This window comes from Bacteroidota bacterium (assembly GCA_016714535.1).
Lineage (GTDB): Bacteria > Bacteroidota > Bacteroidia > AKYH767-A > OLB10 > JADKFV01.
Genome location: JADKDR010000013.1, coordinates 141,310 through 164,140, shown reverse-complemented (window position 1 = coordinate 164,140; position 22,831 = coordinate 141,310). Strand labels below are relative to the sequence as shown.

Here is a 22,831-nt window from a genome sequence, read left to right as displayed (position 1 = left end):
TTAACACCAATAACCACCTCTTTTTAAAGTTACCTCACTTTTAGGGTGCACTTATTACAACACGTTTAGCTCCAGCCAGCAAATGCTTTTTTGCACCATCCTCATTGGCAAATTTTCCGCTTGATTCGATAACCAAATCAATTTTATGATTGGCGTGTGGCAAAAGTTGCGGATCTTTTTCCTGAGTGAGCAAAATTTCTTTTCCATTTACTATAAGCTTGTGTTGCCCTGATTCAATGGTGGCGGGGAAAATGCCATGCACCGAATCGTATTTTAGCAAATGCGCAAGTGTAGCAGCATCTGCCAAATCATTTATGATGGCAACTTCAAGTTCATCATCGTTTATCATTTGTTTAAAAACTGTGCGGCCTATCCTGCCAAAACCATTTATTGCTATACGCATATCTGTAATTTTAATTTATTAAGATGTTTTCAAAAGTAGTTGAATTTTTCTGATAATTCAGAAGTTGAAAACGAATCAACATAAAATTTGTTGTGCCTGAAAAGATGATATGCTCCCCCTTTGTTTTAATTAGTTGAAATGCGCAACGCATTATGAAGCAACTAAAAACCGAATACCTCAATCAGGCCTAATGTGGTTAACTGCGCATTGCTGGCACCCTTGCTGTAGCTTATTACTGTTTAAAACTTTTACTGCCCTAAGATATTAGACATGAGCATCGTTCTAACTTTGCATAACAATAGAATAAAACCGATGGGAAGTAATCGCTTAGAGCACGAAATAGAGCACGGCAAAAAGTTGCGTGAAGGTGGTGCCGAAGATATTTGGAATTGGGCATCGCCCGCAGGGCAAGTGCGTGCCACACGCAGAGCACAATTGTTAGTAGCTGCTGCCAAAATAAAATCTACCGACAAATGCCTGGAGATAGGCTGTGGTACAGGCCTGTTTACCGGAAAAATATACGATGATACCCGTGCTGATATTACGGCTATCGATATTTCGGAAGATTTGCTTGAAGAGGCTCGTACCAAACATCCGCAAAACAAATTTATTATTGGCGATGCAATGAATCTTGATTTTCCAGATAATAGCTTTGATGTCGTTTTTGGAAGTAGTGTGCTGCACCACCTCGATATGCAAAAGTCGATGTCTGAAATATACAGGGTACTAAAACCGGGAGGACGCATAGCCTTTGCCGAGCCAAACATGATTAACCCTCAGATTTTTATCCAAAAGAATATTCCTTTTATTAAAAAAATGCTTGGCGACTCGCCTGACGAAACAGCCATTGTGCGTTGGTCTTTTGCAACCATGTTGCAAAATATCGGATACAAAGAAGTAGTTATTTATCCTTACGACTTTCTACACCCTATTGTTCCAAAGCCATTGATAAGCATGGTTAATGGCATAGGCAAAGCCGTAGAAAAAATTCCAATCCTAAAAGAAATTGCTGGAAGTGTGGTTATTGCCGGGCAAAAATAAAACTTGCTGCTAACACGTGTGCAATGCTAATTTTTTTCGGCTAAAAAAAATTTTATACAGAGTAAACTACTTCTTGCAGTTGCATGATGGCGAAAAATAAACTTTGCATTCGGGAAGTAAAGATTTTACACGTTGCTGCTCTTTTTCGTCAAATAATATTCCACGTAGTTCCAACACTTTAAGGTTGTAGAGGTTTTTTATTTCGGCCGGAATAATGCTTATCTCGTTATCCCATAAATAAATTTCTTCGAGTTCTTTTATTTGAGTAAGCACCACCGGAATTTCTTCAATTAGATTATTGGTTCAGGTTTAATACTTTTAATTGCGTAAGCGCATTGATGGTAGAAGGAATTACTTTGATTTTATTATTGACCGCATGTAACTCGCGCAAATGTTGCAACTTCGAAATCTCGTTCGGTATGCTTGTTAATTTATTCTTGTTTACAATAAGCACTTCCAGATTAGCTAATTGAAATACCTGCTCCGGAATTTGTGTCAGTTTAGTTTTGCTTAGATCAAGATATTTTGCCGAATCGCGGTTATTTAAAGCATCCTGCAGGTTATCGTATTTGACATACGTGTGGGTAAGTTTGTCTTCTTCTTGCGCATGCACCAAAGGTGCCTGAAGAAAAAATAATAAGATGAATATAATTAGACGTTTCAAATTTACTTTCTCGAAAACAAACGTTTGAAAAATCCGGGACGCTTGGTTACATAAGGAGTTCCTTTGCTTCGCCTGTGTTTTTTCATTCGCTTGCGGGTTTCCTTATCTTGTATGGACATGTTCCTTTTTTGAAATTTCTTTACCGCCTTTAACTCTGCTTCCTTTTGCTTTTGTTTCTTTTTCTCGGCCGCTTCAATTTTCTTGCGAGTTCTGCGGCTTTGGGCATCGGCAGTTTGAGCTACTAGCGTAGTAAGCAGTATGCTTAGCAATATGTATTTTAAAAATTGCATTTTTACTATTGAAATTTGGTGCAAATATTATCCTATTTTTCAATAATCAACTTACTCACATACGTTTTCTCTTCTGCTTTTATTGTAACAAGGTACATGCCTGAGGTAATATTATTTACAAATATAGGAATATCCTGACGGAGGTTGTACACCTGTTTTTGATACAACAATATTTGCCCTTGCATGTCTGTTACAGTAACGGTATACGTATCAGCAAAAAATGTATGCGGAAATTTTATGTAGAAAATTTCTTTTGCAGGGTTTGGGTATAACCCGACCTCCTGCCTTGTACCATTGGAAGTGGTAGTATGAGGCAAAGCCGTGTAGATGGCGCACCCTGCGCTATCGCAGCCTGCACTATCGAGTTTTACAAGCCAGGCATCTTGACCTCCGCTGGTACCTTCAAAACAAAAACCGGCACATATAAATCCGCTATCGCTTGTTTCTATTACATCACGAAAATAGGCATGGTCGTTGCCTTGTGCAAATGACCGCTCCCATTTTAAGTTGCCTACGCTATCCAATAAAAAAATTGAACCCTCATCCAAATTGTTGTTAGCATTGCGGCAACTGCCTGCACTCACTATATCACCAGTACTGATTTCTTTGGCCCACCAAGGGTTGCACATTCCCGCGATAGGCACTTTTGTTTGCCATACTATATTTCCTCCGGTATCTACTTTTATTATCCAAGGGTTTTCTATTGAAGTGCTTGGGTCAAACTGTGTACAAGCCAATAAATAATTTCCATCTTTAGTTGCTGTTATTCCAATACCAATTTCAGTTACAGGCGAGCCAAAAGTTTTATGCCATAGTTTATTACCAAGCGAATCCCACTTTACAAGCAATACATCGCGGTTGCTATTGTTGCCAAACCCAAATGAGCGAGTCCATCCAATAGTGAGGATTGATGCATCGGGGAGCTCGATGGAGGAGTAGGCCGCATCATATTTTGGTCCTCCGAATGTACTTGTCCACAACATATTGCCTTGTTTGTCAATCATCCTAATGTAGCAATCGCCTGTAGTATGAGCCGTATCATTTATTTGGCCTGTGATTAATATTTGGCCATTAATTGTTTTTAAAATATACTGGCCAGCAACAGCAAAACCAATTGGTGAAGGAAAATATCGAATATCAATACTATCCATTTTTTTATTTAAAAAAAATAAAAAATCGTAAAATAAATTGTTGGTTGTATTATAAGCAAAACTCCCGACAACCATAGTATCATTATTTAATTTCAATAATCCATAAGGCAATTCGTAATTAGGTGTATTGTAAATCTTTTTTTTTTGTAATTATTCCTTGGGGTTCTATTTTCAAAATGCTCAATGACCTTGGCCAATATGGGTATCCAGTTGTCATCATTGCATAATTACTTGAGTCAAAAGGAATTATATTAAATAAATTATCTATGCCTTCATGTAAGGTATAATTAAATGATTGACCAATCGTATTTTGAATTGTAGCATAAAAAACCAAGAGGGTTAGCAACCCCCTTGGAATAAATAATATTTTATTCATTACTTACCTACAATTAATTTTTGCGTGCCAACTTTCACCATATTAGCATCTAATGCTTCAATTATGTACACACCATTTTTAAATAATGAAGTTGAGAAATTGAATTCAACTGCGATGTTCTGAACTAAAATAGTTTCAATTTGCTTTCCGGTAATGTCTTTTACATGCAACTCACCTGTACCCTTATGTACATTTGTGATTTTTATATTTACTGTTTCGTTTGCAGGTTGCGGATAAAGTAAAATATCTGATGCTGTTTCACTTTTATCGACATTAAAGGCAATCTTTGGTATTTTGCCTCCAATAGTTTCCGGCATAAATTTTTGTGTTTTGCCAAAATTATTTTTCATATAGCCTTGTGCAATGGCTCCATCCATGTTGTTGTTATTTGAGTATGAACTTAAACTTGCTTTATCTTTTTTGGTTAACTCCAATTTGCCCTTGTTAATTTTTTGTAAACAAATAAGTGTACAAATTGAAAATGGAATTGTATTTTGTATTGCCTTTAATAGTGCCAAATGGTATGCTGCTTGCGTATAATTTTCATTATTAAAATGATGCATCAATAACAAAACATTTTTATTTTCTTGTGTTGAGTTCGCAATAAAATCTATTACCAGCGAATCGTTATACAAACTATCATTCATAATATTTTTGCTAATCCATTCATTGAAAAATTGCTTTTTAAGTTGCGGGGTCGGTTTCGTGTGTCTGTGCAGGTTGGTGAAAACACCAACCTGAGGCAGATGCGGCAGCACTCCACTGTTTTTGCGAATCATAAACACTAAATTTATTCTCCATTTGTGTTTGTTTTTTAATGTTTCTATTTTTCAATAATCAACTTACTTACATACGCTTTCTCTTCTGCCTTTATTGTAACAAGGTACATGCCTGAGGTAATATTATTTACAAATATAGGAATATCCTGACGGAGGTTGTACACCTGTTTTTGATACAACAATATTTGCCCTTGCATGTCTGTTACAGTAACGGTATATGTATCTGCAAAAAATGCGTGGGGAAATTTTATGTAGAAAATTTCTTTTGCAGGGTTTGGGTATAACCTGACTTCCTGCCTTGTACCATTGGAAGTGGTAGTATGAGGCAAAGCCGTATATGTAGCACAACCTACGCTATCACAGCCGAGGCTATCGAGTTTTACGAGCCAGGCATCTTGCCCGCCACTTGCACCCTCAAAGCAAAAACCGGCACAAATAAATCCTTTATCGCTTGTTTCTATTACATCTCGAAAATAGGCGTGGTCGTTGCCTTGTGGAAATGACCGCTCCCATTTTAAGTTGCCTATACTATCTAATAAAAAAATTGAACCCTCATCCAAATTGTTGCTTAGATTACGACAACTCCCTGCGCATACAATATTGCCTGTTTTGGTTTCTTTTGCCCACCATGGGTTGCACATTCCTGTAATAAGCACTTTTGTTTGCCATACTATATTTCCTCCAGTATCTACTTTTATTATCCAAGGGTTTTCTATCATTGTGTTGGGGTTATACTGTGTGCATGCCAACAAGTAATTTCCATCTTTGGTAGCTGAAATACCAATACCGCCCTCTGTTACAGGTGTCCCAAAAGTTTTGTGCCACAGTTTATTGCCAAGTGAATCCCACTTTACAAGCAATACATCGCGGTTGCTATTGTTGCCAAACCCAAATGAGCGTGTCCATCCTAAAGTAAGAATACTTGCATCAGGGAGCTCGATGGAGGAGTAGGCAGCATCATATTTAGGGCCACCAAAAAGTACTTGTCCAGAGCAAATTTCCTTGATCATCAATTTTACTTAAATAACAATCGCCTGTGGTATGGTTAGTATCAGTTATTTGGCCCGTAATTATTATTTGTCCGTTCATGGATTTTAAAATGTATAATCCTATTAAAGAATTGCCGAGAGGTGATGCAAAAAATTTAGTATCTAAACTATCCATATTTTCATTGAAATAAAACAGATAATTTGAATACAAATTATTTGAGTTGTTGTATGCAAAACTACCGGCAACCATAGTATCACTATTCAATTTTATCAATCCGTAAGGAACATCGCAAGCAGATCCATAGCTAATTTTTTTCTTTGTGATGAAACTTTGAGTGTTTATTTTCAAAATGCTTAGTGATTTAGGCCAAAAAGGATATCCACTTGTCATAACCCCAAAATAGGATGAGTCGTTTTCCAAAATATTGAATAATCCATCCACACCTTCATGAATTGTTTTATTAAATGTTTGAGCAGCAACAAAATTAAACGCAAAGCAAAAAACCCAAAGGCAAAAGCCTTTGGGTTTTAATAATATTGAGGTCATCATTTGGCTACTACTAATTTATGAATGCCAATAGTTTCGCCTCTATTATTTTGCACTGTCATTACATATACACCATTGAGATAATTCTCCAATGAGAAATTAATTTCATTGTGTATGTTTTCTAAAACTAAATATGATATTTTCTTTCCTGTTAAATCACAAACATTTAGTGTGCCTTTGCCATCATTTGTTGTTTTTACCATCACAACAACCAAGTTGGAAGCTGGTTGTGGTTTTAAATTAAGGGTTGTCTCCAATGTGCTATTACTTTCAGTGAAGGCAAATCGCGGTATTTTACCACCCATTGTTTCAGGAATAAATTTTTGAGTTTTGCCGAAATTATTTTTCATATAGCCCTGCGCTATAGCGCCATCCATATTCTTATTATTTGAAAGGCTACTAAGTGTGACTTTATCTTTTTTGTTTAGTTCTAATTTGCCCTTGTTAATTTTGGTGAACAAATAAGTATACAAGTTGAAAATTGCACTGTATTTTGTGTTGCCCTTAATTTGATTCAAATGCATGGCAGCTTGCGTATAATTTTCATTATTAAAATGATGCATTAATAACAAAACATTTTTATTGTCTTGTGTTGAGTTTGCAATAAAAGCTATTACCAATGAATCGTTATACAAACTATCGTTCATAATATTTTTGGTAATCCATTTATTGAATAATTGGTTTTTTAATTGCGGATTTGTTTCTTTTTGGTAAGCAAGTTTTAAGTGGTCGCATGGTGGTGGGCAAGGGTCATCGTCTGCACATGAAACTAAATCATCTAACGGATTATTACAATTTTCAACATCCTCAAAATTCCCATTAGCAAGTATTGGGCTAATTAATGCAGGTATAGTTACACTAGGTGTACCATTTGCATAATATTTAAACTCAACAAGTGGCGAGTAAATATGGCTTTCGGCTCCATTGGTATTTACATTAAAAGTATTGCCTGCGCGCACTTCGGTGAAAGGGTCACAGCCGGTACCTTGCGTAGCTAATGTGCCAAGTGTAGGAAACTCGGGGCTTATGGACCAGTCGTAATTATTATCGTAATAGTCGTTGCAACTTATTTGGAGAAAATCGTTATTTAGTTCGGTTTGGGTGGCAACTTCTAAACTGTCAAAGTTATTAAACTTGCCTGCAAGGCCACCCATTTGGTCGGTATTGTGTACTATTAGTCCAAAATTTTTAAATTTTGATGCTCCTATAAAAGTATTGCTCTCTATATTGAATGCAGGGCTGCTAATCATGGCAATGCCATAGGTTGCATCGCTACCTGTGCCTGATGGTATATTAAAAATATTTTCTTTTATCTGATGAAATGCCCTGACAACGCCCGTACACCATACTGTGCCCGTATCTCATTATTTACCACACTTACAGGTGTAAGAACGGCACTGCCATCCACCATTTCGATACCGGTAGTTAAATCGGTAATTGTATTATCTTTAATAATTACTCTGGCATCGTAAGAGCCTACCGCGGTGCCCCTTATATCGGCCGGATAAGCATAGTTGATAGAAAATTGGTTATTGTCTATAAGTAATCCATGTCTATTGTAATCAGAAATGAATGTATTATTTCCAACAGGTCTTTTAAGTGGATCTACAAATTGCTCATAATATTTATCGCGCATGGGACTGCCATTTATAAAGTTGGAATTAAATACGAAGTTAAAAGTAGAACCATTATAATAAGGCGCATAGTGAATACTTCTTCGGTTATTAATAAAGTTTGCATCCGTTACTCTAATATATCCACCACCGTCTGTTTCCCTTGGGTCTAAATGTAAGAGGCCATCACGCTGCCCTGCAGATGCCATCACGCCAATACGTGCATTGGTAATGGTTGCGCCATCTTGTATATAACACACGCCCTGACTACCAAAGCCGCTGTTGCCGTTGGGGTCGCCCCAAACCTCTATACCATCCCACATCGAGTTATCATCGCATCCATTTCCTTGTACCACATCAAGTATTGTATTACCTTGTACATTAAGTTGGCCACCTGGTTGTATATGTATATATGTAGGAATTCCTGTTTGCCTACTATCGGCAAAATATAATGCCCCTGCGTCAATTGTAAAATTAGTACCGGATGGAATATGCAAAATGCCCAGAATTTTTTTTGTGCCTGTTAATGGGTTTGGTAAGGTGGATGCATCTATGGGGGTAATGATTCCGTTATCATATCCGTCATAATCATAGGTCAGATTATTTTGACAATTTGGATATAATTTGGCTAAGTAGGCATCGTCAAAATTGGAACTATAATTTCCGCTTATTACAAAACCACCATCCTCTGCTTCAGTTATTCCATACATACATTCTTGTTTTTTAAAGTCGCCAGGATAATCCTCTGGTGGTTCAGTAGAATTTTCATCAAAAGTTATTTCCCATTCAGGTGTTCCATTCAAAGCAAATTTTTTTACAAATGCATCAGTGTTCCAATAGTCGTCATAAATAAATCCCGGTTGGTTTGTACAAATTTGCGGTCCATTGTTGCATGTCCAGCATTGATCCCAATATTGTGTAGTATAATGCTGTGGCCTTTTTGAAGAAACCGCTGCAAAGCCACCATCGGCAGTAGTTGTTACACCAACCTTGAGGTCGTAGGCATATAACTGGTCATCAACTTGCCCAATACCAAGCGTTAATGGATAATTGGTGGGAGTGCCGATAATGCCAGTATTCAATGGGAACTCACTTACATATCCTTCAGCAATATTCCCAATATTAGTACTTCCTCCGGCTAACCCATAGTCACTTGAGTTGTAGGTTACACCAACAATGATATGATTGTCATCCCGAAAACTAACATCATAGGCTGCGTCATTTAGTGGAGAAAAATTTTCGGTACGCTCGATTGGTGCAACGTAGTTAGTGTTAGCACCTTCCCACATCATTACATTTACTTCAGTACCAGCACCATTTATTTCATCACGCCCCACTGCGACTATGCGTTGGCTTGTACCTGTACCTCTTGCAGCAATACCATATAAATCGCGACCATAATTAACGCCTTGCACTGTAGAAGGAAACTCCTGAATCCAATTTGCATCACCATTAGTTTTTAAATCAACAACTAATGCATTTAATGGATACTTTAAACCTGGATTTTGCCCAATGCCACATACTAATCGGTATGCTGGTAGTCCGTTTGCATCTTCATATTCACATACATCATATACACCATGATAATAATCTAAACCATTTCCATAGAGTCGGTTCCACAATATATTGCCGTTAATGTCAAATTTAACTGCATTTATATGCCATGGAATATAAGGAGTTGGATCTGGCAAGCCGGGACAATCGTAGGTGTAATTATCTAATCCAGGATTATACACCAAGGCTTGCGGTAGCGTATTGGCATTGTAATCAGGTTCGCGCGTACTGGCTGTTATACCAACCGCCAAAAATCCTCCATCAGTAGTTTGTATTACATTTTGAAACCAATTTTGATTCACAACCTTTGTCCAAATATCGTGGCCATATAAGTCTTTGCGCGAAATAAATTGGAAAGCACTTCTACCAGTATAGGTAGGACTAATTCCCGTTATAGGGTAATCATCGAAAATACAATCGGTTCCTCCCGGATATTGCAATTCGGTTAAAATACAACCGTCATTCCGCTCAATGTAAAAGTAATTTGAAAAAGAAGAATAACCAACTGCAATGTATCCTGTGTGTACGCCACTTTCATATACATTTTTATGATTGTACCACCAATCTTCGTTACTATTATCTTTAGTTTGTGGTACTTGTGCTTGAGTTGGAAACGGTGGATTAAATGGATAAAAATCTTCAGTAGTCCATTCAATACCCGGTGGGTGGGTTTGTGCCTGCATGCCTTTATGTAAAAATAAAAATACAATGGCCAACACAACTGATCCGAATAGGATTTGTGATTTGTGATTTGTGATTTGTGATTTGTGATTTCATTTGGTAAATTTTTAAATTGTTGAACTTAGAAAGATATTATTTCATAAAGATAAAGGAAAAATTTATTAAATGTACAACTATTTAACATAATTTGTTTTCAACAATACAATTCAATGGTGCATTATTCTAAAAGTAATACACATTACTTTATTGGAATAAACAATCGGCACGGTTACTTCATATATGGTAACCGATACAATGCAAGAATGATAGTTTAGAAATTCAACGTTGGAATTCATTTAAATTAAGCCTAAAATTTACTTCTAAATACTCAATTTAAATCAGCATTTCAATTCTCTTTCCCCTCGCGCCTTTTAATCAAATCTTCAACTTGTTCTATTTCAAGTTTCTTGGCTATAAGTTTTTTATCGGTATCGAGCAAAAATATTTGTGGGGTGGTGCTAATATCAAAATCATGTCGGAAATTATCACGAAATTTAAAGTCGGCCACATTAATCCAATTCAAGTTTTTTTCGCGCATATATTTTTTCCACTTCTCAACTTCAGCTTCGGTACAAACTCCATATACTTCCAAATCAATTCCGTTTTGTTTTGTCTTATCATAAAAATCGCGCACCTTAGGTACTACCTTTTGGCAATGCCCACAATCAGGATCCCAAAATAACAGAAGCGTGTACTTATTTCGTATATCATACATTGATCGATAATGCTCTAACGAATCTTGCAAAACGATATTGCGCACTTTTTTTCCAAGTAAGATGGGATCGAGTTGTTTGGCACGTTCCTGTATTTTGTACAAGCCGTCATCGCTTAGCCAGTAAGCCTTTGGGCGTTTGTAATAATTGTTTACCATGTGCACAAATACTGCATCAAGACCCATAATCTTGCTGGTTTCGAAATGATAGGTGATAAACCATACGGTATACTTCCACACTTCGGTATCGGCTTCTGCCTTTATTACCATCATATCGGCTTCTTTATTAATGGAGTCAGGAATTTGATAAACCAGTTTATCAAAATACTCCACTAACTTTTGATGATAAATGGGAGTGCGCAACATGCGGGCATCGGCAAAATTTATTTTATCCCAAAAATGACCTTTGTAATAGTTATAGGCAAAATTGCTATCGATACTTCCATCGGGATTAACAGGGGGCTCAGGCACGTCAGGACTTTCGCTATAATTAAATATGGCGGTAAGAAATGCCTGTGGATTCTTTTTCATAAAATCATCTTTATAATTTGCCACATCATCATCAATGGCTTTCATCTGCTCGCGCACGTGCGAAGTTTTTTGCTCTTCGGCACTGAGGGCATTGTAACGGTCGCGCAGGGGTTGTATGGCTTTGTTTTTTGCGCTTATATAGGCAAGGTAATCGTAAAACTGCTTATTGTCCGTACTGCCTTTTACTTTTACCATTTCGGGGCTCAGTGTTGAATCTCCTTCGATAGAAAAAAACTGTTCCTTATCAATCATCACCTCCAGGTATCTTTTGCTGGGCAATACCACCAGATACATACCACCGGGCAAGGACTTGGATCCTTGAAAGACAAAATTACCCGATCGATCAGCTTCACAGCTATCCTGAATGTATTGCTTATCGCCAAAATGATTTGCCAGAAAACATTTTTCGGCAGGAATGCCGCTGAACTTACACGTGATTTTGTAACCTTCCTTAGCTATGCACCATTGCATGGCAAGGGTAAGAATTCCTAAACTGATTAACTTAATTCGCATACAAATTTTAATATTCAAAAAAAAACGTGTCAAAAATAATTTTTGTCAAGTAAAGTACGAATGACAAACTTATGAACATTGGATTAGAATTACTTTCGTTCAGAGTCTCTGGCAAGCCTTTCAAGCACGGCATTTATGATAGAAATAACAATGCTAAACAACATAGCCCACCAAAATCCATCTACCTTAAAACCATCGAGCAAATAATCTGCAATCAATACCAAAGCAGCATTGATAACTAGCAGAAACAAGCCAAAAGTAAAAATGGTTGCCGGCAAGGTAAATAATATCAATGCAGGTTTTACCAACATATTAAGTGCCGTCATAACCACTGCAAACAAAATTGCATGCAAGGGACTATCAACGTGCACATGCGGAAGCAGGTAGCAAGCAGCAATAACAGCAAGCGATTCGGTAATAAGTTTTAGAAAGAATTTCATACTGCGAAGGAAGGGAAAATTTTTAGAACAATAATTTTTGCCTATACTTGCCATACCATTTTAAAACAAATTTAATAAATGAAGCAGACGTATATTTTTTTAGCAGGAATATTGTTAATTAGTTCCTTGTTGCAGGCGCAACCAAAAATTCAATTTCAGATTTATGCAAGCGGATTAAGTGTTCCTGTAGATATTAAATCTGCTGGTGATGATCGGTTATTTGTAGTAGAGCAATCTGGCAAAATAAAGATTATAAAAAACGGTGTAGTTAATGCACAACCTTTTATCAACTTAGCTACCAAAATCGGGTACACTCCTGGTAGCGAGCAAGGTTTGCTTGGTATGGCTTTTCCGCCCGACTATGCTTATACAGGAAAATTCTATGTAAACCTTACTAATCAATCTGGCGATACACGCGTGGTGCGATACAAGGTATCGGCAACCAATCCCGATAGTGCAGTATTGAGTAGCGAGCAAGTCATTATGAGCATCAACCAAGACTATGCAAATCATAACGGTGGCAACCTGGCCTTTGGGCCTGATGGCTATCTCTACATTGGCACAGGCGATGGTGGTTCGTTTGGCGATCCGCTAAATCGTTCTCAAAACATGCTCTCTTTTCTGGGAAAAATGTTGCGCATAGATGTTAGTGGAAACACTGCCGGTTATGCCATACCTGCAGACAATCCTTATGTACCCCTATCTTCGATATTAAATGAAATATGGTCGAGCGGTATGCGCAACCCATGGAAATATAGCTTTGACAAACTAACGGGAGATTTATGGGTGGGCGATGTAGGTCAAAACGCCTGGGAAGAAATTGACATGGAACCAGCCAATAGCCCCGGAGGTTACAATTATGGATGGCGCTGCTACGAGGGCAATCATAATTACAATACAAATGGCTGCCAGGGAATGAGCAATTACGATGGACCCATATACGAATATCAACAGGCAGGAAATGGTTGTTCGGTAACTGGAGGTTTTGTTTATCGTGGAACTAAATTTGGAAAAATGTTTGGCAAATATTTTTTTGGAGATTACTGTTTTGGTAAAATGTGGTATCTCGAAAAAGTAAACAATGCCTGGGTAAGAACCGATATTGGAGTGATACCTGCGGTAACTACTTTTGGCGAAGATAAGCATGGTGAGCTTTACGCTGCTAATTACAACAATGGCAGTGTTTATCACCTAGTTGATACCAGCCAATGTCAACCTACGGCATTTATCACCAATGATTCTGTAATTAATAGCTGTACAAACTCGTACACGTTAGTTGCCCTTTCGGGTCAGGGACTTAGCTACCAATGGTATTACAACGGAGCACCGGTTGTTAATACGGTGCATACACTTGCAGCTACCCAAAGCGGCTCATACTATGCAGAAGTTACTGATTCTGTTACCGGTTGTTCGGCATTGAGTGCAAGTGTGTACTTAAATCTTGGCACAGCAACGCAAGCAACCATTATTGGTTTAGACACGCTTTATTGTAATACCAGTGCAGTTGTTTCAATGCAAGCCATTCCTGCAGGAGGTGTGTTTAGCGGCTCAGGTGTTAATGGCACTAACTTCCATCCCAACCTGGCTAAGCCAGGTTATAACACTGTAACTTATATGTACTACGATACACTAAACAATTGCACCAATACCACAACTGCCAGCGTATTTGTAAGTGGATGTACCGGCATGGCCACCGCCAGCCAGCAAGCGCCCTTTGCAACTATTACCACTGTTGAAAACGGGCTATATCAACTACAGTTTATTAACGAAGTAAAAGAACATGTAACCCTGCATGTATATGATGTAAGTGGAAAACAAATTTTGCAAAAGCATCTACTTGCTGAATCCAAAGTTTTAGTTGATATAAAAAATCAACCTAACGGAATGTATATTTTGAAAGTTACAGACAATGAACAGCAAGCACAATTTAAGTTGATGCGCTAATAAATTACAGAACCATATAGTTTATTGGACTCTGAACAGGCAAACAACCGTATATCGTTATTACATCAGAATTGCAACATGCACCCCTTCTATTTGCGGGGGAATGTGTACTTTCGCGTTTTCTTAAAATCGGGAGATGTTAGTATTAAATGATATTACGTTTGAATTTGGTTCGCGAGCACTGTTTAGTAATGCTTCGTGGCATATAAAACCTAACGAAAAAATCGGATTGATAGGCCGTAATGGCACAGGAAAATCTACCCTGTTGCGGGTTATTGCCGGAGAATATCAACTTAACGGTGGTTCGTTGCAAGGGCGCAAAGACCTTAGCATTGGTTTTTTAAATCAGGATTTGTTGTCGTTTCAAAGCGATGAGCCAATTATAGATGTTGCCATGCAGGCATTTGACAAAGCACTGGCAATTGAAAAAGAAATTGATAAGGTGTTGCATGAAATGGAAACCAATCATGATGACAAATTGCTACACCGCCTGCACGACCTTCAGCACGAATTTGAAATATTAGACGGTTACAATATACGTAGCAAGAGCGAATCGGTGCTCGAAGGATTGGGTTTCACAACCGAACAACTATCGCGCCCGTTACAAACCTTTAGTGGCGGATGGCGCATGCGCGTTATACTTGCCAAAATACTGCTAAACAAACCTGACCTTTTATTGTTGGATGAGCCTACCAACCACCTCGATCTCCCTTCCATACAATGGCTCGAAAGCTACCTGCAGAATTACGAAGGCACCTTTATTGTGGTGTCGCACGATCGCTATTTTCTTGATAAGGTAGTTACCAAGATTGCAGAAGTGTTTTCTGAAAAAATTAATTTGTACACCGGCAATTATAGTTTTTACTTAAAGGAAAAAGCTGAACGCGATGCATTGCAGTCGAACCGTTTTGCCAATCAGCAAAAGTTTATAAAAGAACAGGAGCGATTGATTGACAGATTCAGGGCCAAAGCAAGTAAAGCATCGTTTGCACAATCGCGAATAAAAATGCTTGACCGCATTGACCTTATAGAAGATGTAGAAAGCGACAATGCCGAGATGCGGCTAAAGTTTAACTTTGATGTGCAGCCGGGTAAAGTTATTGCCAAAGGATTGGTTCGCAGCAAAAAATACGATGACCTGGAAGTGTTGCATAATAGCAACATCGAAATAGAACGTGGCGATAAAATAGCATTAATAGGAGCAAATGGACGAGGCAAGAGTACCTTACTGCGCATGATAAATGGCAGCGAAAAGTTTGATGGTCATATAGAAATGGGACATAATGTGATACAATCCTTTTTTGCGCAGCATCAATTAGAATCGCTTGGCCTGAATAACGATCTGATGCAAGAGTTGGCACACCACGCACCTACCGAAACCGACAACACTTTTCGTGCACTGCTTGGCGCTTTCTTATTTGCTGGCGATGATGTTTTTAAAAAGATAAAATCACTTTCGGGAGGCGAAAAATCGCGGGTGGCATTGGCCAAAACTATTCTTACCAAAGCCAACTTCTTGTTGCTTGATGAGCCTACCAACCACCTGGATATGAAAAGCGTAAATATTCTGATAAAAGTATTGCAGGAATATGAAGGTTCTTTTGTAGTGGTATCGCACGACCGATACTTTCTTGAAAGTATTGCAACCAAAATTTGGTATATCGAAAACAAAACTCTTAAAGTATATCCCGGCACTTACGATGAATACGAATACACTCGGCAACAACAATTAAAGCAAGCATCGCAGCAAGCTGAGCAAAAAGTAAAACAAGAAAAAGCTGCAGCAAAAAATAATTCGGGCGATAAGTCGTTAGAAAAAGACCGTAAGAAATTGCAAAATAAATTGCAAAATCAGGTGAAGCAATTGGACGAAAAAATTATAAAGGCTAAAAGTGAACTCGAAGAAATTTCGGTAGATATGGGCCGTGAAGAAAACATGGCAGTTGCCGAAAAAATAAAAGCCTTGAACAGTTTATATGCAATGAAAGAAAAAGAAATTGCGGCACTCAACTCCGAATGGGAGCAAGCCTACACCCAAATGATGGAAATGCAATAAGTACATGGTGCCACTACCTATAAAACTTCTGGTATGCCTTCTGCTTATCTTGCAGTTGGTTAGCGTAGCACAAGATGATTATGCCAACCAACAAACGTTGCGCTATCACAATCACTGTTACAAATCAAATATTAAAACCATCTTGCTCGAAGCAGAAGGTGCCCCACTCAGCTTTCCCATGTATGATATTAACAGTAATGTAAAACTTATAGTGCGCTTTGATGACCTTGATGCCGATTTTAAAAACTACAACTATACCGTAGAGCATTGCGATGCCAACTGGCAACCTAGCAACATACCACAGGACTTATATGTGAAGGGCTTTAACAACGAACCCATATTGAATTACAAGACTTCGTTCAATACACTGGTAAAGTACACGCATTACACCTTTTCGTTTCCTAACGAAAATATGCAGCTACTAATTACCGGAAATTATTTGCTCAAAATAGTTGATCGCGATTATCCTGACAACTTTATTTTTGTTAGAAGATTTTTGGTTTTCGAAAACAGGTTGCAAATAAAGGAAGACATTCACAGACCTGTAAACCCTGAATTTAGAAGAGAAAAACAGGAAATTGATTTTGTAGTTAATACCGCAGGGCTTACACTTCCCAACCCTTACACCGATTTAAAAGTAAAGATATTGCAAAACGATAATTGGAATACAGCGTTAGAAACTCTGCGACCTCTTTACGTAAAACAAGAAGAGTTAGAGTATAATTACGAAAGCGAAAACCTATTTAACGGAGGCAATCAATTCCGATGGTTTGATATACGCAGCATACGATATCATGGCGAAGGTGTAAATACGATTGAATACAACGAAACCGAAAAAAACTATGCGGTACAATTATTTACAGACAATAAACGGAGTGCCGACCGCTATGTATCTGACAACGACATTAACGGCAACTACCTGATAAAATACAACGAAGGCAGCGATGATCATTTGATGGGTGATTATGTATCTGTTACCTTCCGGCTTAAGGTAACAGCAAAGGATGATTGTGGAAATATTTATGTGCATGGCGCACTTAGTGCCTGGGAGCAAGAAGAAAACAACCGTATGAAGTATGACTCGCTTACCAACACCTATACACGCACGCTTCTACTCAAGCAAGGATACTATAACTACCTGTACACATGCGATGGCAACGAGTCTTTACCCTTTGATATAGAAGGCAATCATTGGGAAACCGAAAACAATTACATGATTTTGGTTTATAATATGCAACCGGGCAAACGCTATTACGAATTGCTTGGTGTGCGTAGGTTTAATTCGTTGCGGATTTATTAAACACCGTACCTAAGCAATACCGCGCTATTTGCAAGAGAATTGCAAGTTTCTTTTTGAAAATAATACCTTTGCACTCCGAAAAAAAATTATTAAAAAATAAAAATATGAATTTATTCGAAACAGACCTCATGGAAGACATGAGAAAGACCAGCGAGAAACTTACAAAGGGATATCAGACACTTCAGGAAATAAAAGAAGTAGATGTGGCCATTACTCCTAAAACACTGGTATGGCAGCGCGATAAGGTAAAATTGTATCATTATAATCGCAGCACGGCACCAAAAACAAAAATCCCGGTATTGGTATCATTTGCTATTATGAACCGCCACGATGTGCTCGACTTACAACAAGATCGCAGCTTAATGAAAAAACTTCTGGATGAGGGTCTTGATATCTACATTATGGATTGGGGATATCCAACCAAAATGGATCGCTACCTGACTATGGAAGATTATATATTGGGATATATGAACGATGCGGTTGATTTTGTACGCGAGAAGCACGGCATGCAGAAAATTCATAAAATGGGAATTTGCCAGGCAGGCACATTTAGCACCATCTACGCAGCCTTGTATCCCGAAAAACTTGCTTCGCTTACCGTATATGTTGCTCCATTTGATTTTACCAGCACCAAATGCATGCTTTACAAATGGACCAAAGATTTGGATGTTGATACCATGGTCGATTCGCTTGGTGTCATTCCTGCAGGCATGTTAAATATGGGTTTTGGCATGTTAAAACCATCTATGGACATCAACAAATATTTTGGCATTATGGATTCGCTTGAAGATAAAGAAAAGTTATTAAACTTTTTACGTATGGAAAAATGGAAAGCAGATTGTCCTGACCTCGCTGGCGAAATGTTCCGCAAATACATTAAAGACCTCTTTAGAGATAACAAACTTATAAAGGGAGAATTTGAACTGGGTGGCCGACAGGTTGATCTAAAAAAGGTGACTATGCCTTTTTTAAACATATACGCTACCGAAGACAATATTATACCCAACGAATCAACCACCGTAATAAATAACTACATTGGCAGTAAAGACAAGGAACTCTATGCTTTTCCGGGTGGGCATATTGGGGTATTTGTAGGTGCCAAATCGCAAAAAGAACTTGCACCTAAGGTAGCAAGTTGGGTAATCAGTAAAAAAGGTTGATAACAACGTATATTGTTATAGTTACAAAATGGGAGGGAGTGAATTATTCACTCCCTTTTTTACTTAATGAAGACGTGTATTTCAAATTAGGGACAATATAAATTACGCTACAATGCAGAGAACAAGCAACTATTTTTGCAATTAATAGCTCCATTCCCTACATTTACAATGGCATTATTAATGCAGCAATAAATTAACGAACTACTTAACATGCAGTCTTATGAAATAACACGCACTACTGCTTCTGTTTTCTTGTATATTTCTTTATACAAACAAAGCCCAATATGATACCATCCCCGACCCCTATTTTGTAGCATGGTTAAACAACAATGACTATGCAACTTGCACGGATAGTACAAATAAAATGTTGGGGTGCGTTTATGAATACAGTGAGTGTTGTGTTTCACAAAAATGTATATATCTTTGAATTATTACTATTGAATCTTATGAATGTAATAACAATTGATAAAAAGGATTACGTTGTAATACCGAAAAGTGAATATAAGCAACTAAAAAATAAATTGCAGCCAACAGAAACAAAAAAAATGACACTTGCATAAGGTAAGGCTCATTCATACAAATTGATTGATAAATGGGCGAAGGCAGAGAAGTAACAATAACAGATTTAGCTGCATCGAAAATTGCAGAGGTAGCGTGGTTTTTAGAAAACAAAGGATTGCCTGCCACAGCAAAGAAATTTGTGGATGATGTATTTATAATTTTGAAAGTATTGGTGCTAGAAGAATAAGAAATCGAAACTGCATATATAAAGAATGGCGCGAGGCTGGTTACTTGTGTATCAATTTTAGAAAAAAGTATGTAATTGCATCTTACGATTGGGAGGATGAAATAGTTGTTTGCGATTTTAGCCATGTTGCATTTTTGGTTTAGTGCATTTTAGTTTTTAGTTTATTAATGCGAATATTAAAAGGAAAATCGTGATTCACAGATTAGAAAACGAATTTGTTTAGAGCCATAAAATAACATCCATGCCATGGGCATTTAACCAAAAACTTTCTCGCACGATTGTTGCCAAAAAAAAATATATTTACATCACTTTAAAAAACGTTACCCTTTTTAAAATTGAAAAAATATGAATCAACCATTTACAAAATTATCGCGCGCAAACCCCTTCAAGCCTGTGCCGACCGAAGTGTCGGTAGGTTTCAAATCTATTAAGCGATTAACACGCCAACAAAACATCACCAAATCATTCATCCGCTTTGCGCTTTTTATTTTACTTTTATGTTGCACCACGCAAAAAACACAAGCCCAATACGTAACCATCCCCGACACCAACTTTGTAGTATGGTTAAATAACAACGGCTACGCAGGTTGCATGAATGGCAATATGATGGATACTACTTGTGGGGCGGTGGTGAATGCTACGAATGTTATTTTTTCAAATAAAAATATAAGTGATTTAACTGGGATACAATATTTTGATAATTTGACTTATTTATATTGCTCTTACAACCAATTAACAAGCCTGCCTAACTTGCCAAATTCTTTGACATATTTAGATTGCTTCTTCAACCAACTCACAAGTCTGCCAACCTTGCCAAGTTCTTTAACATATTTATATTGCAGCCACAACCAACTCACAAACCTGCCAACCTTGCCAAATTCATTGACTTTTTTAGATTGCTATGACAATCAATTAACAAGCCTGCCAACATTGCCAAATTCATTGACTTATTTATATTGCGATAACAACCAATTAACAAGCCTGCCAACCTTGCCAAATTCATTGACTAATTTAGGTTGCAGCAACAACCAATTAACCAGCCTGCCAACATTGCCAAATTCTTTGACTGATTTACATTGCTATAACAACCAATTAACAAGCCTGCCAACATTGCCAAATTCTTTGACTGATTTACATTGCTATAACAACCAACTCACAAGCCTGCCAACCTTGCCAAATTCATTGACTTATTTATATTGCGATAACAACCAACTCACAAGCCTGCCTGCTTTGCCCGACTCGTTGTATTATTTATATTGCAATAACAACCCCAATTTGTATTGCCTGCCTAAGCTAAATGCGATTTATGATTTTAATTTCACTAATACCGGTATCCAATGTATTCCCAATTATGGCAATGTTACAAATAGCAATCCACCACTTTCAACACTTCCACTTTGCAACATATTCAATTCTGATGGTTGCCCCTCATACTGGAATATAAGTGGGAACGTTTATGCTGATACAAATTCCAATTGCATTTCGAATGGTCCCGAACCAAAATACTCAAACATAAAATTGAACTTGTATTCTGATGGTTTCATAGAGCAAAGCACTTTCACCAATTTTGAAGGAGTTTATTCCTTTGATACGGATACAGGATTATATACTATAGAAGTTGATACAACTAATTTAGCACTTTTAGTGGTTTGCCCTTCCACTTTTTACGATACAGCGTATATTGAAAGTAACAATCTGCAAAATGAAAATAATAATTTTGCTCTCGGCTGTAAACCCGGCTTTGATGTAGGTGTAAAAACCGTGTTGCGCGATTCCGGCATCTTCCGCCCTGCCAACTTTGCTAATGTAAAAATATTTGCCGGAGATATTAGCAATCATTACGGCCTTCATTGTGCCGCAGGCACAAGTGGTGCGGTGCAAATAATTATCACCGGCCCGGCATCGTATATAGTCACAGTTAATGGCGCACTCACACCAACCTTAAATGGCGATACCCTCACGTACACAATTGCAGATTTTGGTTTGGTTGATTTTGATAATGATTTTCAAATACAAGTGCAAACGGATACGCTTGCACAACTTGGCCAACAAGTTTGTTTTGAGGTAAATGTAACACCAACCATAGGCGACAACATTCCTGCAAACAACACACTCACACATTGCTTTACAGTTGTAAATAGTTATGACCCAAATTCACAATCGGTTTATCCAATTGATAGAATAGAAAATGCCGATGGTAAACTCACCTACACCATACAATTTCAAAATACAGGCAATGCACCTGCACAACATATATATGTGATGGATACACTTAATGCTGCGCTTGATGCAAGCACGTTTGAGTTGTTGGCTTATTCGCACCAACCGCAAGTGCAACTGATAGGAAATAATTTACGTTTCAATTTTCCAAATATCAACTTGCCTGATAGCACAAATGACGAACCCAACAGTCATGGCTATGTGCAGTTTAGTATAAAGTTGCACGATAGTTTGCCACTTGGCACAACAGTAAACAACACAAGTTTTATTTATTTTGATTTTAATCCTCCTGTGCAAACCAATACCGTAACCGATACATTGACCGATTGCGATAATTTGATTGCCAATGCCTGGTTTGCAAAAACATCACTTTGTAAAAACGATACTCTCTTTGCTGCAATGGAATTGCATTATCCATACAACAATATAAAATGGTATGTAGACAATGTACTTTCTGCAAATGGCGATTCGGTTGCTATTTCTAATATTGGCCTTGGCACACACATAATTAAAGTGGTAATAAAAACGCAATACTGTTTATCGAAAACATACTACAACATAACTGTAAACGATTTGCCGCAACCCACACTTGGCAACGATACAACAGCATGTGCAGGTTTGGTTTTAGATGGCGGCACAGGTTTTACAAATTATTTATGGAACACAGGCGCAAGCACACAAACCATAATTGCCACCAACAGTGCAGCGTATACTGTTACCGTAACAGATGCAAATGGATGCAAGGCGAATGATGTAATTGTGGCCACCATAAATCCCAATCCACAAATAATATTTAATGCTTTTGTAATAGACACACTTTGCAAAAATGCCGGCATACAAACCATAAACCCGCCAAACCCGCTTGGAGGCACACTTACAGGCAATGGATTAACCGGTCTCACTTTTGACCCAAGTGCAGTTGCCACAGGCTGGAATTACTTTTACTACGTATATATGGATAGTAACAGTTGCAGCAATGCTGCAACGGATAGTGTGTGGGTTGATGAAGCGATTGGTGAGAGTGAAATAGGAAAATAAAAGCAATCAAAAAGGCAAATTAAAAAAGGCAAGTGCTAAAAA

The 22,831-nt window shown here is 37.8% G+C and carries 20 protein-coding genes; 7 read left to right on the top strand and 13 right to left on the bottom strand.

Going from position 1 to position 22,831, the window contains the following annotated elements; translation table 11 throughout:
- Nucleotides 1-40: 40 nt before the first annotated feature.
- On the bottom strand, nt 41-403 hold the full coding sequence (locus IPO27_16340; protein ID MBK8848008.1) for a hypothetical protein: 363 nt from the start codon (nt 401-403) through the stop codon (nt 41-43).
- Between the two features lie 312 nt (nt 404-715).
- On the opposite strand from IPO27_16340, the gene IPO27_16335 reads away from it, so the two are divergent.
- A complete protein-coding gene (locus tag IPO27_16335; GenBank protein ID MBK8848007.1) occupies nt 716-1,444 on the top strand; it encodes a class I SAM-dependent methyltransferase in 729 nt (242 codons plus the stop codon).
- 66 nt (nt 1,445-1,510) lie between these two features.
- Here the strand turns inward: IPO27_16335 and IPO27_16330 are convergent, their stop codons facing one another.
- From IPO27_16330 to IPO27_16275, 12 genes are all read right to left on the bottom strand, one after another.
- Nucleotides 1,511-1,717 (bottom strand): leucine-rich repeat domain-containing protein, encoded by a 207-nt coding sequence (locus IPO27_16330; GenBank protein MBK8848006.1) that lies wholly within the window; start codon nt 1,715-1,717, stop codon nt 1,511-1,513.
- Nucleotides 1,718-1,739: 22 nt separating this feature from the next.
- Nucleotides 1,740-2,108: a leucine-rich repeat domain-containing protein gene (locus IPO27_16325; GenBank protein MBK8848005.1), complete on the bottom strand. Its 369-nt coding sequence runs from the start codon at nt 2,106-2,108 to the stop codon at nt 1,740-1,742.
- A gap of 2 nt (nt 2,109-2,110) precedes the next feature.
- The gene (locus IPO27_16320; GenBank protein ID MBK8848004.1) at nt 2,111-2,398 is read right to left on the bottom strand and encodes a hypothetical protein; all 288 of its coding nucleotides are present in this window, start codon (nt 2,396-2,398) and stop codon (nt 2,111-2,113) included.
- Nucleotides 2,399-2,430: 32 nt separating this feature from the next.
- Entirely contained in the window at nt 2,431-3,549 is a 1,119-nt protein-coding gene (locus IPO27_16315) for a T9SS type A sorting domain-containing protein (GenBank protein MBK8848003.1), read from the bottom strand.
- A 118-nt stretch (nt 3,550-3,667) separates the two neighbouring features.
- Nucleotides 3,668-3,925 carry a hypothetical protein gene (locus tag IPO27_16310; protein MBK8848002.1) on the bottom strand — a complete coding sequence of 86 codons (258 nt, stop codon included), beginning with the start codon at nt 3,923-3,925 and terminating at the stop codon, nt 3,668-3,670.
- Nucleotides 3,925-4,572 carry a T9SS type A sorting domain-containing protein gene (locus IPO27_16305; GenBank protein MBK8848001.1) on the bottom strand — a complete coding sequence of 216 codons (648 nt, stop codon included), beginning with the start codon at nt 4,570-4,572 and terminating at the stop codon, nt 3,925-3,927. The genes IPO27_16310 and IPO27_16305 overlap by 1 nt, the downstream gene beginning before the upstream one ends.
- Before the next feature lie 176 nt (nt 4,573-4,748).
- The gene (locus IPO27_16300) at nt 4,749-5,714 is read right to left on the bottom strand and encodes a T9SS type A sorting domain-containing protein (GenBank protein ID MBK8848000.1); all 966 of its coding nucleotides are present in this window, start codon (nt 5,712-5,714) and stop codon (nt 4,749-4,751) included.
- Nucleotides 5,668-6,243: a hypothetical protein gene (locus IPO27_16295; protein MBK8847999.1), complete on the bottom strand. Its 576-nt coding sequence runs from the start codon at nt 6,241-6,243 to the stop codon at nt 5,668-5,670. Before IPO27_16295 ends, IPO27_16300 begins: the two co-directional genes overlap by 47 nt.
- The gene (locus tag IPO27_16290) at nt 6,240-7,490 is read right to left on the bottom strand and encodes a T9SS type A sorting domain-containing protein (GenBank protein MBK8847998.1); all 1,251 of its coding nucleotides are present in this window, start codon (nt 7,488-7,490) and stop codon (nt 6,240-6,242) included. The genes IPO27_16295 and IPO27_16290 overlap by 4 nt, the downstream gene beginning before the upstream one ends.
- A 59-nt stretch (nt 7,491-7,549) precedes the next feature.
- The gene (locus IPO27_16285; protein MBK8847997.1) at nt 7,550-10,090 is read right to left on the bottom strand and encodes a hypothetical protein; all 2,541 of its coding nucleotides are present in this window, start codon (nt 10,088-10,090) and stop codon (nt 7,550-7,552) included.
- Between the two features lie 383 nt (nt 10,091-10,473).
- On the bottom strand, nt 10,474-11,883 hold the full coding sequence (locus tag IPO27_16280) for a DUF5106 domain-containing protein (GenBank protein MBK8847996.1): 1,410 nt from the start codon (nt 11,881-11,883) through the stop codon (nt 10,474-10,476).
- Nucleotides 11,884-11,972: 89 nt separating this feature from the next.
- Nucleotides 11,973-12,323, bottom strand: coding sequence for a phage holin family protein (locus IPO27_16275; protein MBK8847995.1), 351 nt, complete (start codon nt 12,321-12,323; stop codon nt 11,973-11,975).
- A gap of 78 nt (nt 12,324-12,401) precedes the next feature.
- Between IPO27_16275 and IPO27_16270 the strand changes: the two genes are divergently transcribed.
- The 6 genes from IPO27_16270 (at nt 12,402) to IPO27_16245 (ending at nt 22,789) form a co-directional block, all read left to right on the top strand.
- On the top strand, nt 12,402-14,267 hold the full coding sequence (locus tag IPO27_16270; GenBank protein ID MBK8847994.1) for a PQQ-dependent sugar dehydrogenase: 1,866 nt from the start codon (nt 12,402-12,404) through the stop codon (nt 14,265-14,267).
- A gap of 136 nt (nt 14,268-14,403) precedes the next feature.
- Nucleotides 14,404-16,323: an ABC-F family ATP-binding cassette domain-containing protein gene (locus IPO27_16265; protein MBK8847993.1), complete on the top strand. Its 1,920-nt coding sequence runs from the start codon at nt 14,404-14,406 to the stop codon at nt 16,321-16,323.
- Nucleotides 16,324-16,327: 4 nt separating this feature from the next.
- Nucleotides 16,328-17,623 (top strand): DUF5103 domain-containing protein, encoded by a 1,296-nt coding sequence (locus IPO27_16260; protein MBK8847992.1) that lies wholly within the window; start codon nt 16,328-16,330, stop codon nt 17,621-17,623.
- Nucleotides 17,624-17,727: 104 nt separating this feature from the next.
- Nucleotides 17,728-18,783, top strand: coding sequence for a class III poly(R)-hydroxyalkanoic acid synthase subunit PhaC (phaC, locus tag IPO27_16255; protein MBK8847991.1), 1,056 nt, complete (start codon nt 17,728-17,730; stop codon nt 18,781-18,783).
- Nucleotides 18,784-19,375: 592 nt separating this feature from the next.
- Nucleotides 19,376-19,531 carry a hypothetical protein gene (locus tag IPO27_16250; protein ID MBK8847990.1) on the top strand — a complete coding sequence of 52 codons (156 nt, stop codon included), beginning with the start codon at nt 19,376-19,378 and terminating at the stop codon, nt 19,529-19,531.
- A gap of 345 nt (nt 19,532-19,876) precedes the next feature.
- Complete coding sequence (locus tag IPO27_16245; protein MBK8847989.1) at nt 19,877-22,789, top strand: leucine-rich repeat domain-containing protein; 2,913 nt, start codon at nt 19,877-19,879, stop codon at nt 22,787-22,789.
- Nucleotides 22,790-22,831 lie beyond the last annotated feature (42 nt).

Bases quoted from the DNA above. Each gene is read 5' to 3' on its own strand.
- IPO27_16280 (MBK8847996.1), bottom strand. From the start codon at position 11,883: ATGCGAATTAAGTTAATCAGTTTAGGAATTCTTACCCTTGCCATGCAA.
- IPO27_16265 (MBK8847993.1), top strand. From the start codon at position 14,404: ATGTTAGTATTAAATGATATTACGTTTGAATTTGGTTCGCGAGCACTG.
- IPO27_16300 (MBK8848000.1), bottom strand. From the start codon at position 5,714: ATGATCAAGGAAATTTGCTCTGGACAAGTACTTTTTGGTGGCCCTAAA.
- IPO27_16340 (MBK8848008.1), bottom strand. From the start codon at position 403: ATGCGTATAGCAATAAATGGTTTTGGCAGGATAGGCCGCACAGTTTTT.
- IPO27_16260 (MBK8847992.1), top strand. From the start codon at position 16,328: ATGGTGCCACTACCTATAAAACTTCTGGTATGCCTTCTGCTTATCTTG.
- IPO27_16295 (MBK8847999.1), bottom strand. From the start codon at position 6,243: ATGATGACCTCAATATTATTAAAACCCAAAGGCTTTTGCCTTTGGGTT.
- IPO27_16245 (MBK8847989.1), top strand. From the start codon at position 19,877: ATGAATCAACCATTTACAAAATTATCGCGCGCAAACCCCTTCAAGCCT.
- IPO27_16285 (MBK8847997.1), bottom strand. From the start codon at position 10,090: ATGCAGGCACAAACCCACCCACCGGGTATTGAATGGACTACTGAAGAT.
- IPO27_16335 (MBK8848007.1), top strand. From the start codon at position 716: ATGGGAAGTAATCGCTTAGAGCACGAAATAGAGCACGGCAAAAAGTTG.
- IPO27_16310 (MBK8848002.1), bottom strand. From the start codon at position 3,925: ATGAATAAAATATTATTTATTCCAAGGGGGTTGCTAACCCTCTTGGTT.
- IPO27_16270 (MBK8847994.1), top strand. From the start codon at position 12,402: ATGAAGCAGACGTATATTTTTTTAGCAGGAATATTGTTAATTAGTTCC.
- IPO27_16250 (MBK8847990.1), top strand. From the start codon at position 19,376: ATGGGCGAAGGCAGAGAAGTAACAATAACAGATTTAGCTGCATCGAAA.
- IPO27_16315 (MBK8848003.1), bottom strand. From the start codon at position 3,549: ATGGATAGTATTGATATTCGATATTTTCCTTCACCAATTGGTTTTGCT.
- IPO27_16305 (MBK8848001.1), bottom strand. From the start codon at position 4,572: ATGAATGATAGTTTGTATAACGATTCGCTGGTAATAGATTTTATTGCG.
- IPO27_16290 (MBK8847998.1), bottom strand. From the start codon at position 7,490: ATGATTAGCAGCCCTGCATTCAATATAGAGAGCAATACTTTTATAGGA.
- phaC (MBK8847991.1), top strand. From the start codon at position 17,728: ATGAATTTATTCGAAACAGACCTCATGGAAGACATGAGAAAGACCAGC.
- IPO27_16320 (MBK8848004.1), bottom strand. From the start codon at position 2,398: ATGCAATTTTTAAAATACATATTGCTAAGCATACTGCTTACTACGCTA.
- IPO27_16275 (MBK8847995.1), bottom strand. From the start codon at position 12,323: ATGAAATTCTTTCTAAAACTTATTACCGAATCGCTTGCTGTTATTGCT.